At 64.4% G+C, this 14,058-nt stretch carries 14 protein-coding genes and 1 tRNA gene; 2 read left to right on the forward strand and 13 right to left on the reverse strand.

The genetic code is table 11. From position 1 onward, the window contains the following. Positions 1–80: 80 nt before the first annotated feature. A complete protein-coding gene (locus CEY08_RS03615) occupies positions 81–1,202 on the reverse strand; it encodes an ABC transporter ATP-binding protein (RefSeq protein ID WP_042796665.1) in 1,122 nt (373 codons plus the stop codon). Here CEY08_RS03615 and CEY08_RS29920 point away from each other — a divergent pair. Together CEY08_RS29920 and CEY08_RS03620 are read left to right on the forward strand one after the other, a co-directional pair. Then, positions 1,201–1,353, forward strand: coding sequence for a hypothetical protein (locus tag CEY08_RS29920; RefSeq protein WP_157123406.1), 153 nt, complete (start codon positions 1,201–1,203; stop codon positions 1,351–1,353). The two genes, CEY08_RS03615 and CEY08_RS29920, sit on opposite strands and share 2 nt — an antisense overlap. Positions 1,354–1,610: 257 nt before the next feature. Further along, positions 1,611–2,861, forward strand: a complete 1,251-nt coding sequence (locus CEY08_RS03620; RefSeq protein ID WP_042796664.1) for a flavin-containing monooxygenase — start codon at positions 1,611–1,613, stop codon at positions 2,859–2,861. 203 nt (positions 2,862–3,064) lie between these two features. Here CEY08_RS03620 and CEY08_RS03625 read toward each other — a convergent pair whose 3' ends face one another. From CEY08_RS03625 to CEY08_RS03675, 12 genes are all read right to left on the reverse strand, one after another. Then, positions 3,065–3,334 (reverse strand): hypothetical protein, encoded by a 270-nt coding sequence (locus CEY08_RS03625; protein WP_042796663.1) that lies wholly within the window; start codon positions 3,332–3,334, stop codon positions 3,065–3,067. Positions 3,335–3,389: 55 nt separating this feature from the next. Then, positions 3,390–3,776: an Hsp20/alpha crystallin family protein gene (locus CEY08_RS03630; protein WP_042797589.1), complete on the reverse strand. Its 387-nt coding sequence runs from the start codon at positions 3,774–3,776 to the stop codon at positions 3,390–3,392. A 34-nt stretch (positions 3,777–3,810) separates the two neighbouring features. Next, complete coding sequence (locus tag CEY08_RS03635) at positions 3,811–4,254, reverse strand: Hsp20/alpha crystallin family protein (protein WP_063642137.1); 444 nt, start codon at positions 4,252–4,254, stop codon at positions 3,811–3,813. Positions 4,255–4,564: 310 nt separating this feature from the next. Continuing rightward, positions 4,565–4,649: transfer RNA gene (locus CEY08_RS03640), tRNA-Leu, on the reverse strand. Positions 4,650–4,815: 166 nt separating this feature from the next. Next, positions 4,816–5,805, reverse strand: a complete 990-nt coding sequence (locus CEY08_RS03645; protein ID WP_042796662.1) for a Bug family tripartite tricarboxylate transporter substrate binding protein — start codon at positions 5,803–5,805, stop codon at positions 4,816–4,818. A 98-nt stretch (positions 5,806–5,903) separates the two neighbouring features. Continuing rightward, positions 5,904–7,079 carry an alpha-hydroxy acid oxidase gene (locus CEY08_RS03650; RefSeq protein WP_076815984.1) on the reverse strand — a complete coding sequence of 392 codons (1,176 nt, stop codon included), beginning with the start codon at positions 7,077–7,079 and terminating at the stop codon, positions 5,904–5,906. After that, a complete protein-coding gene (hglS, locus tag CEY08_RS03655; protein ID WP_076817974.1) occupies positions 7,076–8,473 on the reverse strand; it encodes a 2-oxoadipate dioxygenase/decarboxylase HglS in 1,398 nt (465 codons plus the stop codon). The genes CEY08_RS03650 and hglS overlap by 4 nt, the downstream gene beginning before the upstream one ends. A gap of 81 nt (positions 8,474–8,554) precedes the next feature. Beyond that, positions 8,555–9,496 carry a LysR substrate-binding domain-containing protein gene (locus tag CEY08_RS03660; protein WP_042796660.1) on the reverse strand — a complete coding sequence of 314 codons (942 nt, stop codon included), beginning with the start codon at positions 9,494–9,496 and terminating at the stop codon, positions 8,555–8,557. 171 nt (positions 9,497–9,667) lie between these two features. Beyond that, a complete protein-coding gene (locus CEY08_RS03665) occupies positions 9,668–11,923 on the reverse strand; it encodes a phosphocholine-specific phospholipase C (protein WP_076815986.1) in 2,256 nt (751 codons plus the stop codon). A 37-nt stretch (positions 11,924–11,960) separates the two neighbouring features. Then, entirely contained in the window at positions 11,961–12,131 is a 171-nt protein-coding gene (locus CEY08_RS29925; RefSeq protein ID WP_165609263.1) for a hypothetical protein, read from the reverse strand. 85 nt (positions 12,132–12,216) lie between these two features. Next, entirely contained in the window at positions 12,217–13,221 is a 1,005-nt protein-coding gene (gene phnE / locus CEY08_RS03670; RefSeq protein WP_063960065.1) for a phosphonate ABC transporter, permease protein PhnE, read from the reverse strand. After that, positions 13,221–14,057 (reverse strand): phosphonate ABC transporter ATP-binding protein, encoded by an 837-nt coding sequence (locus CEY08_RS03675; RefSeq protein WP_197723189.1) that lies wholly within the window; start codon positions 14,055–14,057, stop codon positions 13,221–13,223. The genes phnE and CEY08_RS03675 overlap by 1 nt, the downstream gene beginning before the upstream one ends. Position 14,058: the final 1 nt, after the last annotated feature.

Below are 14,058 nucleotides of genomic sequence, written 5' to 3' on the forward strand. Positions count from 1 at the left end.
CTCGCGGAAGAATGGATGCAGCGCGGCTGCGCAGGCGCGGCCGCTGCGTAGGATGGAAGGGCGCGCGGGGAGCCGGTCTGTCAGGACGACGCGTTGAACACGCTGACCCCATGGCCAGGCAGGGCAAGTCCCGCCACGGCGCCCACCGGCCATTCATGAATGCAATTCAGGTCGGCGGTGCGCACCATCACGTGCTGGCGCCCCTCCACGGGAATATGCACCTCCAGGTACAGATCCACGTGATCGCCCTGGAATACGTGGTTGACCACCGTGCCGCTCAACACCGACCCGCTATGCAGGGTTTCCAGCTTGATGTGTTCGGGCCGCACATAAAGATCCAGCCGGTGTCCCTCGTGCGAGCCGCCCACCAGGCGGTGGCGCGGAATGTGCGTCAGCCCCGCGCCCAAGCGCAGTTGGATGGTCTCCGCGCTGGAACCGTGATAATGCGCTGGCAAGATATTGACGTCGCCCAGGAACGAGGCCACGAACGGGTCCTGCGGATTGCGATACAGCTCGTCGGGTGCTGCGACCTGCCGGATCACTCCCTGGTTCATCACTGCAATACGGTCCGACATGCTGAGCGCCTCGCCCTGGTCATGCGTGACGAAAATCGTCGTCACTCCCAGCTTGCGCTGGATGTCACGGATCTCTACCTGCATGGCGCCGCGCAGCCCCTTGTCCAGCGCGGAAAACGGCTCGTCGAGCAGCAGCACCTTGGGACGGATCACCAGCGCCCGCGCCAGCGCAACCCGCTGCTGCTGGCCGCCCGACAGCTCGCGCGGCTTGCGCTCGCCCAAGCCATTCAGCTTCACCAGGGCCATGGCTTCGGCCACCCGCCGCTCGATCTCGGCAGTCGGCACGCGCCGCATCCGCAGGCCATAAGCGATATTGCGCGCCACCGTCATGTGTGGGAACAGCGCGTAGTTCTGGAACACGATGCCGATCTGGCGCTGATACGGCGGCAAGGCCGTGACCGGGGTGCCGTCGATGAAAATCTCGCCTTCGTCCGCGTCGGCAAAGCCCGCGATCAGGTTCAGCAAGGTGGTCTTGCCGCAGCCGGATGGACCCAGCAGCGTCAGGAACTCCCCGCTTTCGATCTTCAGGGAAACTTTCTGGAGCACCGCGTGATCGCGGTATCTCTTGACGACTCCCTCCAGGCTGAGCGCGCTGGAAGTGTCGGAGGAAAAGGGGCGATTCGGCATGGCTGCTGCACTCACAGAGTTCAACTTCCCGGTTCGAGAAATTCCGGGAAAAACAGGCGATGGCCGCATGGCACGCAAGGAAGCGTCGTCAGCGTTGGGGTGGATTCAAGAATACGGCAAAGCCTTTTTTCAAGTGCATTGCCGATGCTGATGGGGGCCATCGGAAAAAAGAAATCGCGCTATGCCGGATGCCGCGTCGCCCCCTGCCCGCGCAAACCTGCCCCTTTGCTTTTTCCTAAGTCAGCCGTCCGAAAAACGAAGTTATCAACTCAGGCCTTCGGGGTCACACTGCGTGCCTATCGTTCTGCGCGCCGTTTGACCATCGCGCGGTTCGCCGGCCTTCCGTTTCTTGATCTTCGTGTCAGCCTCGAGACGCACCAGGGTCTCGGTATTCTTTAGGATGTTCAAATGTCAATTGAAAAAACCAATACGCTGGTGATCGGCGCCGGTCAGGCCGGCATCGCAATGAGCGAACACCTCGGCGCCATGGGCATTGCGCACATCGTGCTCGAACGCAAGCGGATCGCCGAACGCTGGCGCTCCGAACGCTGGGACTCGCTGGTCGCCAACGGCCCCGCCTGGCACGACCGCTTTCCCGGCCTGAAATTCGATGACGTCGGGCCCGATGTCTTTCCGCCCAAGGAGCGCATGGCCCAGTACTTCGAAGACTACGCCAAAATGCTCAAGGCGCCGGTGCGCACCGGCGTCGAAGTCCTGCGCGTCCAGCGCAATGACAAGCGTCCAGGCTTCACCGTCACCACCTCCGCAGGCACCATCGAAGCCCAGCACGTGGTCGCCGCGACCGGCCCCTTCCAGATACCTACCTATCCGAAGATCGTGCCGCAGGACGCGGGCATCCAGCAACTTCATTCCTCGGCCTACAAGAACCCGGGGCAGTTGGCCGATGGCGCGGTGCTCGTCGTCGGCGCGGGCGCATCCGGCTCGCAGATTGCCGAAGAACTCCGCCAGGCAGGCCGCACCGTCTACCTGTCGGTGGGCGAACACTACCGCCCTCCCCGGTCCTACCGCGAGCGCGACTACTGCTGGTGGCTGGGCGCCCTGGGCATGTGGGATGAAGTCAAGAAAAAACCCAAGCGCGAACACGTCGCCTTCGCCGTAAGCGGGTACGAAAACGGCAAAACCGTGGACTTCCGGCGCCTGGCGCGAGACGGCATCCAGCTCGTGGGCATCACCACCTCCTATGAAAACGGCGTGCTGCATTTTGCCGACAACCTCGGTCGCGACGTTGCCCAGGGCGACGCCGACTACTTCGAGGTCCTGCGCGAAGCCGACGCCTACATCGAGCAGAACGGCCTGGACCTTCCACCCGAGCCCGATGCCTGGAAACTGCTGCCCGATCCGGAATGCCTCACCTACCCGATCCTCAGCCTGAACCTGGCCGAGGCCGGCATCAAGACCATACTGTGGGCCACGGGCTTCAAGGTCGACTTCAGCTGGATCGACGTCGACACCTTCGACGAGAATGGCTACCCCATCCACAAGCGCGGCATCTCGGCCGAAAAAGGCATTTACTTCCTCGGTCTACCCAACCTCACCAATCGCAGTTCCTCATTCATCTGGGGGGTTTGGCACGACGCCCGCTACATCGCGGACCATATCGGCATCCATCTCGACTACCTGGCGTACCGGAAGGAATGATGACGGCGGCGTCTGGCCTGTTTCGGGGCCAGACGCGGAAAAACCCGCAACTCGATCGAGGATGCGGGTTTTTACTGGCGTCTGCCCGATTCTATTTCCCCGGATGCCGCAAACCGCGCCGCATATCGAACCCATAGTCCTGCCCGTCATTGCCGAGGACCGTGCGTACCGTCCACCTGGACAGCGCGCGTAGTTTTCGGCGATTACGTTGTAGCAACGCAGTGACTGATCTGGCCCGAATCGATCAACAGCTTTAAATACGCCGTGCCTTCCGAAATGGCACGCGTCGGCGTATCGCGAGGCGTGAGCGGGCAGGGAATACACCAATCCAGAAGCACCAACGTCGAATAGGCGACCTGAACCAGCGGAAGAAACCCTTCGGGCAAATTGCCGAACTGTTCCAGGCAGCGTAACGGCACGGCTCGGACGGCCAGGCGAAATCCCTTATGCTCCGTAAGGACGAGTTCGTTCATAGAGCGTCTCCGGCCTGCCGCAGCGGGCTAGCGCCGCTGCGGCGGGCTTATTGAATCACAGCACCGTCACCGGGATTCTGCGCGGCTGCGCCTCGCGAACCCGTGGCACCCGCAGCGTCAGGATGCCTTGTTTCAGGCTGGCGCTGATCGCATCCTTGTCGAACTCCGGCCCCAACCTGAAGGAACGGCGAAATAGCGGTTCCCGCAGTTCGCCATGGATTAGCCGGACATCGCTAGGGACCTGCACCGACGCCTCTCCCTCTATGACCAGCATCTCCGATTCCACTTTGACGTTCAGCCGTTCCTTCGTGACGCCGGGAAGGTCCGCAATAACGGTGACTCCCGTCGCATCCTCAAAAATATCGACTGCCGGCAGTGTGGCGGGACGTTGCTCTTTGGAGCGACCGTCCTGTTCGACAACGAGTTTGTTGCGCTCATTCATGATCATCTCTCCTTGATGCTTCCCTACGCGGGTGTCACTGAACAGCGATAAGCCGCGGTTTCGACGACTCCTTCTTCTTGATGGATATCATCAAGCAGCCATCGACGTAGCGCGCCTCGACGTTGTCCGAATCGATGTCGCCGGGCAACTCGATCACGCGCGTGAAATCGCCCTGGGCACGTTCCCGAGCGTAGTAGCGCCCCCCCTCGGGCAGAGCCTGCGCTTTGCGCGAGCCGCCGATCGTGAGCAGCCCCTTCTCCATGGATACTTTCAAAGTCTCGGGCTCAATGCCGGGGACGAAGCAGACGACCACGGCAGCATCATCCGAAACCCCAATATTGACTGGCGGGAAGCGTCCGCTTGGCAATGATCGCAGTGTGGCTGGCGATGCTGCATTACCAAGCACGCGCTCCATCTGCTCCTGGATCGCGTCAAAAAGGGACCCGACACCGCTGTCGCTGAAAGGGTAGTTCGCCATAATTTCCTCCCAAGAAAGTCTTTGAAGGATCGAGACCCTGCCCGGTCGCCAAGAGCGACCAGCAACTCGATCGCCTCAGTACCGGTATATGAATTCACGGCGCGGATTCAAGACCCTGCATTTTTGATTTGAAAAATGGCTCGACGGCGCGCAATAGGTTTTTTCATAACGCCCGCTCCGAAGGGGCGCTGGCCCGGAATGTCGAAGACCGGGCAGGGTGCGCTGCGCAAAACGCAGGCAATAAAAAACCCGCGATCTCATGGAGAAAGCGGGTTCTTTACACGCCCAGGAACAACCTGGGACAAATTCTTGGTGCCGACGGCGAGACTCGAACTCGCACAGCTTTCGCCACTACCCCCTCAAGATAGCGTGTCTACCAATTTCACCACGTCGGCTAAATCAAGCCAGAAAAGCGTGCTTTCCTGGAAAGTCGAACATTCTATCACGCAATTTAAAAATCAGGGGAGTCCGGGGCATTTTGTCGTTCCAACGCCACCCATCCGTCCCCCGCAGGCATGCAGACAGGGGAGCGGGCCGCGGGCAGCCCTTTCCCCCAGCCTCTCAGTTGATCTGCAGGTTGGTCGCCTTGACGACTTCTCCCCACTTGCGGGTTTCGCTTTCCATAAAGGCCTTGAAAGCTTGCGGCGTGTTTGGCGGCGGGGGCATCAGGAAGCCGTTGGTCTGGTAGCTGGCGGCCAGGGCGGCGTCGGAGGTCAGGGCCTTGTTGATCGCGGCGTTGACCTTCTGGACGATTTCCGGCGGGGTGCCGGCCGGCGCAAACAGGCCGAACCAGGCCGCCACGTCGAAGCCTTCCACGCCGGATTCCGCGATGGTGGGGATTTCCGGAGCGAACGGCACGCGCGTACCGGTGGTGACGGCCAGGCCGGTCAGCTTGCCCGCGCGCACGTGCGGCAGCAGCGGCGGCAGGTTGTCGAAAATGGAATCCACCTGGCCGCCCAGCAGGTCCGCCACGGCCGGACCGCTACCGCGATACGGCACATGCAGGATATCAATGCCGGTCTTCATCTTGAAGAGCTCGCAGCCCAAGTGCGCGGACGAACCGTTGCCGGGCGAGGCGCAGGTGAGCTTGCCGGGGTTCTTCTTGGCGTAGGCGATGTATTCCTGCACCGACTTGACCGGCACGCTGGCATTGACGGCCAGGATGTTGGGCACCACGTTGAGCAAGGCGACGGCGTCCAGGTCCTTGAGCGCGTCGTACGACATCTTGGAATAGAGCGACTGGTTGATCGCGGTGGAGATCGACCCCACGAAAAGGGTGTAACCGTCGGCAGGCGAACGAGCGACGGACTCTGCCCCGATGTTGCTGTTGGCGCCGGGCTTGTTCTCGACCACGAAGGTCTGGCCGAACTCCTTGCCCAGCACGTCGGCGATCATCCGTGCGCTGATGTCGGTGGTGCCGCCTGGGGCATAGCCCACGACCAGGCGCACCGGCTTGGTCGGATAGGCGCCGGCCTGAGCCTGCGCCGGCCCGCTGGCGATGCAGGCAAGCACCGCTGCCGCGCCGGCCAGTTTGGTATAGATCTTCTTCATGTTTCCTCCTGTCGAAAACGGATGGGTGGGCATGGGGATGCCCACCTTTTTTTGTTGTTGTGCGGGCAGTCTTGCCCAGGGCGGCGACGCCGCCCGCCTCAGGCCGCGCCTGCAGGTCGCAAGGGCGCGATCAAGTCCGGCGTGAGGTCGGCCAGCGTGGCGCAGCCCAACAGCGCCATGTTGGTCGAGATCTCGCTGCGGAATATCTCCGTGACCTTGCGGATGCCGGCGCTGCCGCCCACGGCCGCGCCGAAGAGCTGCGGCCGGCCTGTGAAGACCATGCGCGCGCCCAGGGCCACCGCCTTGAGCACATCGGATCCCCGGCGAAAGCCCCCGTCCACCATGACCGGAAAGCCCGGCGGCACGGCGGCCACCACATCGGGCAACGCCTGCAGGGGTGAAATGCAGCCATCGAGCTGCCGTCCGCCGTGGTTCGACACGATCACGCCGTCGGCACCCGCCGCGCAGGCCAGCCGCGCATCGTCGGGATGCATCACGCCCTTGAGCACCAGCTTGCCCGGCCAGTTCTCCCGGATCCAGCGGATGTGCTCCCACGAGAGCTTGTCGCGCTCGCCGCGAAAGCCGTTGGGCGGGTCCTGGGTGATGGGCGGGCCGATCTCTTCGTACAGGTTCGAGAACCTGGGGATGCCGCTGCCCAGCAGCGTGCGCAGGAAGACGTTGAAGCTCCAGCGGGGGTGACGCATGCCGTCCAGCATCACGCTGGGGCTGAGTTTGAAGGGCACGGTGAACGACAGCTTCTGCAGGTTCTCGCGATTGGCGCCCACACAGGTGTCTATGGTCACCACCAGCACTGGAATCTCGGCCTTGCGCAGCCGCGCCATCAGCCGGGAAATGCGCTCGATATTGCCCGGCAGATAGGCTTGATACCAGCAACGCTTGCCCGTGGCCTGCTGCAAACGCTCCAACGGCACACTGGAGGCGCCGCTGATGATGAAGGGAATGGCCGCCTGCTGGGCTGCCTGCGCCAGCGCCAGGTCGCATTCATGCATGACGATGGCCGAAAAGCCTGTGGGCGCAAAACCCACGGGCATGGCGTAGGCTTGGCTGTACAGCTCGACCTGGCTGCTGCGCTGGTCGACCACGCGCAAGCCGCGCGGCCGGAAACCGACGTCGCCCAGGGCGCGCACGCTCTCGGCCAGCGAAGCGCCGTCTTCGGTGCCGCCGCAGACGTAGCCTTCGACGCAGCGCGGCATGATGCGCCGCGCCTCGCGCTCGAAGTCGCGCACGGACAGGCAACGGTCCAGACGGCTCATGCGGCCACCGGCGAGCCGGCCTGCGCGGCCAGCCCCTGCATGCACGCCGCCAGCGAACGGTCCTGCGTGTCCTGATAGAGCGCCAGCTCGTCCTGCACCGAAGCGCCCAGCGCCTGCTCGAAGGCCGCCTGGCTGGCATTCAGCGCGTACTCGGCCTGGGCCTTGTCGCCCAGGTTCGACTGGAAGATTCCGGCGGCGCTGACGGGCAGGAAATCCTCATACACGAGAGGTTCAAAGCGGATATAGCCCTCGGCGATCAGCGCCTGCGCGCTGGCTTCGGGGTCGGCCCCTTCCTTGCCGGTGAGGAAGTAGCGGAAATAGGCCAGCCCCTCGGCGTGCAGCTGTTCATAGTCGTCCGGGAATGCGGCAAAACAGTCCTGCAGGTTCTGCATGTAGGCCGCGGCATTGCCTTCGTTGGGCGCGCCGCTGATGCGGCTGCGGGCCAGATCCAGCAACTGGTCGTACAGCGCCCTGCCCTTGCGGGTCAAAGCCACGCCGCGTTGCTCGATCTCGCCGAAACGCGCTGTGTGGCTGCCGACCGCGGACTGGCCGTCGGCGCCGGTGAAGCGGACCGCTTCCTCCAGTGCCTTGAAGCTGGTCTGGCGCAACAGGATCGGGCACTTGCGCGGCGGCGGGCCTTCGATCACGGCCTTGGCGGACACGCCGCGGCGCGGCATCTCGGCCTGGGCTTCGTCGATGTCCAGGGTGCGCGGCGTCAGATGGTTGATGTGCGGGCCCTTGAAGGCCACCACGTCGGCGATCAGGCGATGCTGGCCATGCAGTTCCTGGTAGTCGTCCAGGCTGACGGTCGCCTCGCTGTGCCAGCGGAACGTGTGCAGCGCCTCTGCCACGAATTCGCGGGCATCGGCCTCAATCAGGCCGCCCTGCGTCTCGTGGCGGGCCGCGAGCTCCAGCGCGCGTTCGGTAAAGATCCGACGCGCGGCCAGGATGCGGGCGGCCTTCTCGCGCAAGGCCTCGTCATCGATCAGTTCCAGCCGCAGCAGCGAAGTGAAAACCCGGAACGGGCTGGCCTGCAGCGAGGCTTCGTGAGTGGCGCGAAAAGCGGTGGAGTGCACCGGCACGCCAGCGGGCGACAGGTCGTAGTAACCCACCGGTTGCATGCCCATCACGGCGAACACGCGCCGCATGTTGGAGAGCTCCTGCGCGGTGCCGACGCGGATCGCGCCGTGGCGCTCGATGTCCAGGCGCTCGATCTCGCCCGTGCGCGCCAATTGCGCGGCCAGTTCAGGCTGTGCTGCCAGGGTCTGGGCATTGACCTGGGCGACCAGGTCCAGCAGCGTGTCGTACAGCGGCACTTCCGACTTGTACATGTCGGACATGGCGCGGGAGAACCAGGCGCGGATCTGATCCGGATTGACGAAATTCTGACTCATGGCGGGCTCGGCACATCGGTAAACAAGGATGGCTCGCATGAAATCATGCGCGGCGCCCGCGATCAAATGAAAAAAATCGGCTTAATCAGTCCGTTTTTTCATGGACCGCACCCGCTGGGCGTCGCGCTCCCGCTTGCGCGCGGCCTCGTCCTCCACCCACGCCACGAACTGCTTGATCTTGGGCACTTCGGCCGAGTGCTCGGAATACGCGACGAAATACGCGCCGTCGCTGGGCTGCACATAGTCCCAGGGAATAACCAGTTTGCCGGCCTGCAATTCCTCTTCGGCCAGCAGGCGCGGCGTCAGGGCCACCCCGCAACCGCCTTCGGCCGCGCGCACGCACATGTAGAACGTGTCGAAGCGAGGGCCGTGATAACTGCGGTCCGACTGGAATTGCTGGTGCGAGAAGTAATCGTGCCAGGCCTCCGGGCGCGAGGCGCACTGGATCAGGGCCTGCGCGCTCAGGGCCTCCAGGCTGTCCACCTTGTCCCCCGGCAGGAATCCCGGCGCGCATACGGGCACCACCTCGGCCTCGAACAGTTCCCGGCATTGGGCCCCGGGCAGGGTGCCGTGGCCGAAGAAAAAGGAAATGTCGATCTTGGCCTGCATCAGGTCGAAAGGCCGGGTTTCGCTGCGCACCTTGACCTGGACGTCAGGGTGCGCGGCCATGAACCCTTGCAGGCGAGGGATCAGCCAGCGCGCGCCGAAAGTGGGCTGGGTGCCTATGGTGAGCACCTGGGTTTCGCTGCCGTAGGTCAGGATGTACCGAGAGGACATGTCCACCTGGTTCAGGATGGCCCGGACCTCGGACTGATACAAGGCCCCCGCCGGCGTCAGCTGCAGGCGCCGCCGCACGCGCAAGAACAGCGGATTGCGCAGCAGCGCCTCCAGTTGGGCGATCTGCTTGCTGATCGCGCTCTGGGTCATGTGCAGTTCCTCGGCGGCGCGCGTGAAGCTCATGTGCCGCGCCACCGCCTCGAAACATTGCAGCGCCATCATCGATGGCATCAAACGCTTTTCCATGGGGCCGATCCGGGTATGCCTGTGCTGGCGGCGGGCTGCAACGCTTGGCAGCCCACCGCGCAAGCGGCATTATCGCAGGCCCCGCCTTACCACTGGTATCCGACCCGTTTGTTGTTCTGGGCCGGCCGGGCACGCCCCCCGATGCGCGCCCGGCCGCTTATGCCTGGACGGTCACAGATGCAGCGCCATGGCCGGGTCGCTGACGCCGGGACGCCCGTTCTCCATGCGTCCGGCGAAACGGCGCTCGAAGCCTTCGGCGGTCACGGAGAAGTCGTACCAATTGCCGCTTTCCTTGATGGACCAATGGTGTTCGGCCACCGCGCCCGGCTCGACCGCCAGCGTCCAGGGGCCGTCCGTGCGGTAGGCGTTGGACTGCAACGTTGCCTGCAGGCGGGCCGTGCCACGGTTGGAAACCTTCACGTACAACGCACTGCCGGCGGGTTCGTAGCAGACCTGCACTTCCAGGGCCGTGCCGCGCTGCGTGTTGCCAGCGAAGGTCCGGACGAAGCCGTTGCTGCTGTAGACCCACAGGTCGTAGTCGCCGCCGGTCCAGGTATCGGACAACGTCTTGCCCGCTTCAACGGTGTAGCGTCGCGGAATCAGGTCCAGGTTGCGCTTGTCGTAGACGTGGAACACGGCGCCCGCTTCGCCCGTGTTGCTGAACAGCAGCTCCACGGCGCCGTCCTGCCCCAGCCGGGCGCTGGTGTGCAGTTCATAGGGCAGCGCGCGGGACAGCCGCGTGCCGGTCTCCTGGTACAGCGGCTGCGGGATGGCGGGCGCCTGGGTCACCGCCGTGGTCGGCAGGAGCTTCTGGGCCGCGTTGATCGCGGGATAGTTGCTCGTGTCAGGCAGCTTGGGAACGCTCGGGTCATTCGGGTTGGTGAAATCGAAGCAGGTGGTCAGGTCGCCGCAGACTGCGCGGCTCCACGGACTGATGGCGTCCACCTGAATGCCGAAGCGCTGCTCCAGGAACCGGCCTACCGAGGTGTGGTCGAACACTTGCGAATTGACCCAGCCTCCCTTGCTCCACGGCGACACCACGTACATCGGCACGCGCGAACTCAGGCCCCACGGGCGGATGTTGCCGGTGATGCTGTCCTCGGCCTTCAGGTAATTGCCGACCGAAGCATCGAAGTACTCGCCTTCCAGCGGCACGGTGGACTTGCCCATCAGCACGCCGTTGGCGTCAAAGGATGGCACGGCGGGCATCGCCGCATGGTCGAAGAAGCCGTCGTTCTCGTCGAAAGTCACGAACAGCGCAGTCTTGCTCCAGACGTCGGGATTGGAGGTCAGCGCATCCAGCACGTCGGCAATGAAGTCGGCCGCGCCGGCCACGCCTTCGCTGCTGCCCGGGTGCTCGGCCAGCGCCTGCGTCGGCAACACCCACGACACCTCCGGCAAAGTGCCATTGGCCACGTCCTGCTTCAGCTGGGCCAGGAAATTCACGGCGCCGTCGTTCTTTTCAGGGCCGCCCGTCAGGCCGTGCTCATAGAGGGGAGAACCGGGCTGCGCGGTGCGGAAACTCTGGAAGGCCAGGCAGCCGTGCATGGCGCCCGTCCAGTTGTTGTTCATGTTCTGGTAGATGTGCCAGCTGACACCCGCACGCTGCAACAGATCGGGCAAGGTGTCCCACTTGAAGGCGCTGTTCTTGTACTTGTAGTTGTAGGCGCCGGTCACCGGGTCGATCTGGCCAGAGCCGTCCACCTCCTGCGCGCGGCCCGCCACCCAGTTGGAGGGGCTGGGCCAGCAGCGCGAGTTGACGGGCTCGGAGTCGGTGTCCGTGCAATTGACGCCCAGCTTGCGCAGTTCGGGATTGGCGTTGGCGCCCGACCAGAACACGATGCGGTTCGGGTCGGTGCCGGTCAGGATGGAACAGTGATAGCCATCGCAGACAGTGAAAGCGTCGGCCAGCGCGAACTGGAACGGAATGTCCTCGCGCATGAAAAAGCCCATGGTTGCCTGGTTCTTGAACTGGATCCACTGGTCCATCTTTCCCTGGTTCCAGGCTGCCTGCTGGTCGGGAAAATTGTGCGGCGTGCCCGATCCGATCAGCGCGTTGCTGGTCCGGGAATCGCGGCGGAAGGGCTGGATATCCTGACCACCCTTGGGGTCGGGCTGGAAGAACACCGACTTGCCCGTGGCCAATGGAATCGGAAAACGGTCGCCGAAGCCACGCACGCCGCGCATGGTGCCGAAATAGTGGTCGAACGAGCGGTTCTCCTGCATCAGGATCACGATGTGCTTGATGTCCTTGATCGTGCCGCTGTCGACCGCTGCGGGAATCGCCAGCGCGCGCTGGATCGAGGCGGGCAGCAACGCCATCGCCGAGAGGGCGCCAGCCGCCTGGGCCGATGCGCGGAAGAACTGGCGGCGGCCCGGCAAGGACGGGGACGCGCTGGCGGAATGCGAGATATGGGTCTTGGTCATGGGGCTACTCATGCGTTGGGTTGGGCGGAACGACTGTTCAAGGCGCGCAGCGCAGCTGCGGTTGAGGCGGCTGCGGTTCGGGCTGTTCGGTCTCGGGCGGCGAGGCCGTGTCGTCATCCGAGTCGTCGTCGCCGCCGCAGGCGGCAAGGGTCAGGCTCAGGGCGATGGCCGCAACAAGGGCGCGGCCCAGTGCAAAGTACGGGGTCATGAAAACTCCTGGTCAGGGAACGTTGCCGGGTCGGTCCGGCAGGAAACCTATCGAGGCGCGACGGCCGGCGGGCCGCCGCGCCGGCTCAGCTCAAGCGGCGCCGCAAGCGCGCGGCAACCTGGTCCAGCAAGAACACAGTGATGAAGATCACGACGAGAATGGTCCCGACGTGGGCGTACTGGTACATGTCATAGCGGCCCTTCAATTCCTGCCCGATGCCGCCCGCCCCCACCAGGCCGACAACCGTGGCCATGCGCACGTTTCGGTCCAGGATATAGAGCGTGTAGCCCGTGAACTTGGGCATGACCTGCGGCAGCACGGCGTAGGCCAGCACGCGCGGCTTGCTGGCGCCGATTGCGGCCAGCGCCTCTTGCGGCTTGGTGTCGGCTGTCTCGATATCCTCGGCGTAGAACTTGCCCAGGAATCCCATCGAATGAATGGCCAGCGCCAGCACCCCGGCAATCGGGCCAAAGCCGTAGGCCAGCACCAGGAACAGCGCGCATATCAGTTCCGGCATGGCGCGGAACATGCTGACCAGCGCCCGCGCCGCCACGTAAAGCAGCCGGTTGGGTGCGTAGTTGCGCGCGCTGCAATAGGCCAGCGGCAGGCTGCCCAACACGGCCAGGAGCGTGGCCCAGATCGCGATCTCGAACGTCTCGACCATCTTGACCGCCACCCGCCACAAATAACCCAACGGTTCCACCAGGTAGGTCTGCGTGGATACCTCGTTTTCCATTTTCAGCGTGTGCGGATTCAGCCGGCTTTCGGTCATCTGCACCGTTTCCACACGCGACAGCCAGGGCAGCTTCTCGGGATTGAAGCCTTCGATGCGGGAGGTCTCCGTGCGATACGAAACCTGTAGCGGGAACAAGTTGTCGGCCAGGGCGCCCAGGCCAGAGGTGACCTGGGACTGCTTCTTCAATCCGACCGCAGCCAGCGCGCCGTCCAGGGTCAACGCCGCCATGCGGCCCATCTCCACCCGCTGGCCGGTGTAGAGGAACAACATCAGCGCCGCAATCACAATCAACAATGTCCGGGCGCCGTAGGGCGGATCCAGGCGCCATGCAGTGTTTTCCACGTGAGAGTTCATTAGGCGCCTCCCGCGGACAAAGCCACCGGCCGTATCGTTGGCGCGGTGCGGGGGCCGGCAGCGCCAGGGCTTGCCAATCCGGGCGACACGTCGGCGATGTCCGCCCGCGCGGCCTGATACAGCGCGCGGGCGGTGGCCTCATCGAACTGGCTGGCCGGTCCGTCGAACACCATGACGCCGTCGCGCAAGGCAACGATGCGGTCCGCGAACTCCCGCGCCAGGTCGACCTGATGCAGGCTGCATAGCACCGTCGCGCCGCGTTCGCGCGCCTGATTGCGCAGCAGTTCCAGAATGTCGCGGCTGATGCGCGGGTCCAGACTGGCCACGGGTTCGTCGGCCAGCAACAAGGCGGGTGCCAGCATAAAGGCGCGGGCGATGCCCACACGCTGTTGCTGGCCGCCGGACAATTCGCTGACGCGGCGTTGCAGATGTTCGGGCTGCAGGCCCACCTCTCGCACCAACTGGCAGGCGCGCTCGCGCAGCTCTGCTGGAAAGCGCATCAAATAAGCGCGCCATGCGGGCAGGCCGGGCAGCGCGCCCGACAGCACGTTGGTCGCCACCGTGGCCCGCGACACCAGGTTGAAGTGCTGATGCACCATGCCGATCCTGGGCCGCAGGGCTGCCAGCGTCGATGCCTGGACCTGCCTGCCATCGACCCACACTTCCCCTTGGGTCGGCGTAGTCAGCCCGTTGGCCATGCGCAGCAGCGTCGATTTGCCGGCGCCCGAGGCGCCCAGAACCACGCAGAACTGGCCGCGCGGCACCCGCAGCGAAACCGAATCCAGGGCGGCAGTCCCATCGGCGTAGCGCATGCCCACGGATTGGTAGCGCAGCATG

This window comes from Achromobacter insolitus (genome assembly GCF_002209555.1).
Classification (GTDB): domain Bacteria; phylum Pseudomonadota; class Gammaproteobacteria; order Burkholderiales; family Burkholderiaceae_B; genus Achromobacter; species Achromobacter insolitus.

What these genes read in the sequence shown, in the direction of transcription:
- CEY08_RS29920 (WP_157123406.1), top strand. Translation starts at nt 1,201, where the DNA reads ATGGCTGCTGCACTCACAGAGTTCAACTTCCCGGTTCGAGAAATTCCG.
- CEY08_RS03615 (WP_042796665.1), bottom strand. Translation starts at nt 1,202, where the DNA reads ATGCCGAATCGCCCCTTTTCCTCCGACACTTCCAGCGCGCTCAGCCTG.
- CEY08_RS03620 (WP_042796664.1), top strand. Translation starts at nt 1,611, where the DNA reads ATGTCAATTGAAAAAACCAATACGCTGGTGATCGGCGCCGGTCAGGCC.
- CEY08_RS03625 (WP_042796663.1), bottom strand. Translation starts at nt 3,334, where the DNA reads ATGAACGAACTCGTCCTTACGGAGCATAAGGGATTTCGCCTGGCCGTC.
- CEY08_RS03630 (WP_042797589.1), bottom strand. Translation starts at nt 3,776, where the DNA reads ATGAATGAGCGCAACAAACTCGTTGTCGAACAGGACGGTCGCTCCAAA.
- CEY08_RS03635 (WP_063642137.1), bottom strand. Translation starts at nt 4,254, where the DNA reads ATGGCGAACTACCCTTTCAGCGACAGCGGTGTCGGGTCCCTTTTTGAC.
- CEY08_RS03645 (WP_042796662.1), bottom strand. Translation starts at nt 5,805, where the DNA reads ATGAAGAAGATCTATACCAAACTGGCCGGCGCGGCAGCGGTGCTTGCC.
- CEY08_RS03650 (WP_076815984.1), bottom strand. Translation starts at nt 7,079, where the DNA reads ATGAGCCGTCTGGACCGTTGCCTGTCCGTGCGCGACTTCGAGCGCGAG.
- hglS (WP_076817974.1), bottom strand. Translation starts at nt 8,473, where the DNA reads ATGAGTCAGAATTTCGTCAATCCGGATCAGATCCGCGCCTGGTTCTCC.
- CEY08_RS03660 (WP_042796660.1), bottom strand. Translation starts at nt 9,496, where the DNA reads ATGGAAAAGCGTTTGATGCCATCGATGATGGCGCTGCAATGTTTCGAG.
- CEY08_RS03665 (WP_076815986.1), bottom strand. Translation starts at nt 11,923, where the DNA reads ATGACCAAGACCCATATCTCGCATTCCGCCAGCGCGTCCCCGTCCTTG.
- CEY08_RS29925 (WP_165609263.1), bottom strand. Translation starts at nt 12,131, where the DNA reads ATGACCCCGTACTTTGCACTGGGCCGCGCCCTTGTTGCGGCCATCGCC.
- phnE (WP_063960065.1), bottom strand. Translation starts at nt 13,221, where the DNA reads ATGAACTCTCACGTGGAAAACACTGCATGGCGCCTGGATCCGCCCTAC.
- CEY08_RS03675 (WP_197723189.1), bottom strand. Translation starts at nt 14,057, where the DNA reads ATGCTGCGCTACCAATCCGTGGGCATGCGCTACGCCGATGGGACTGCC.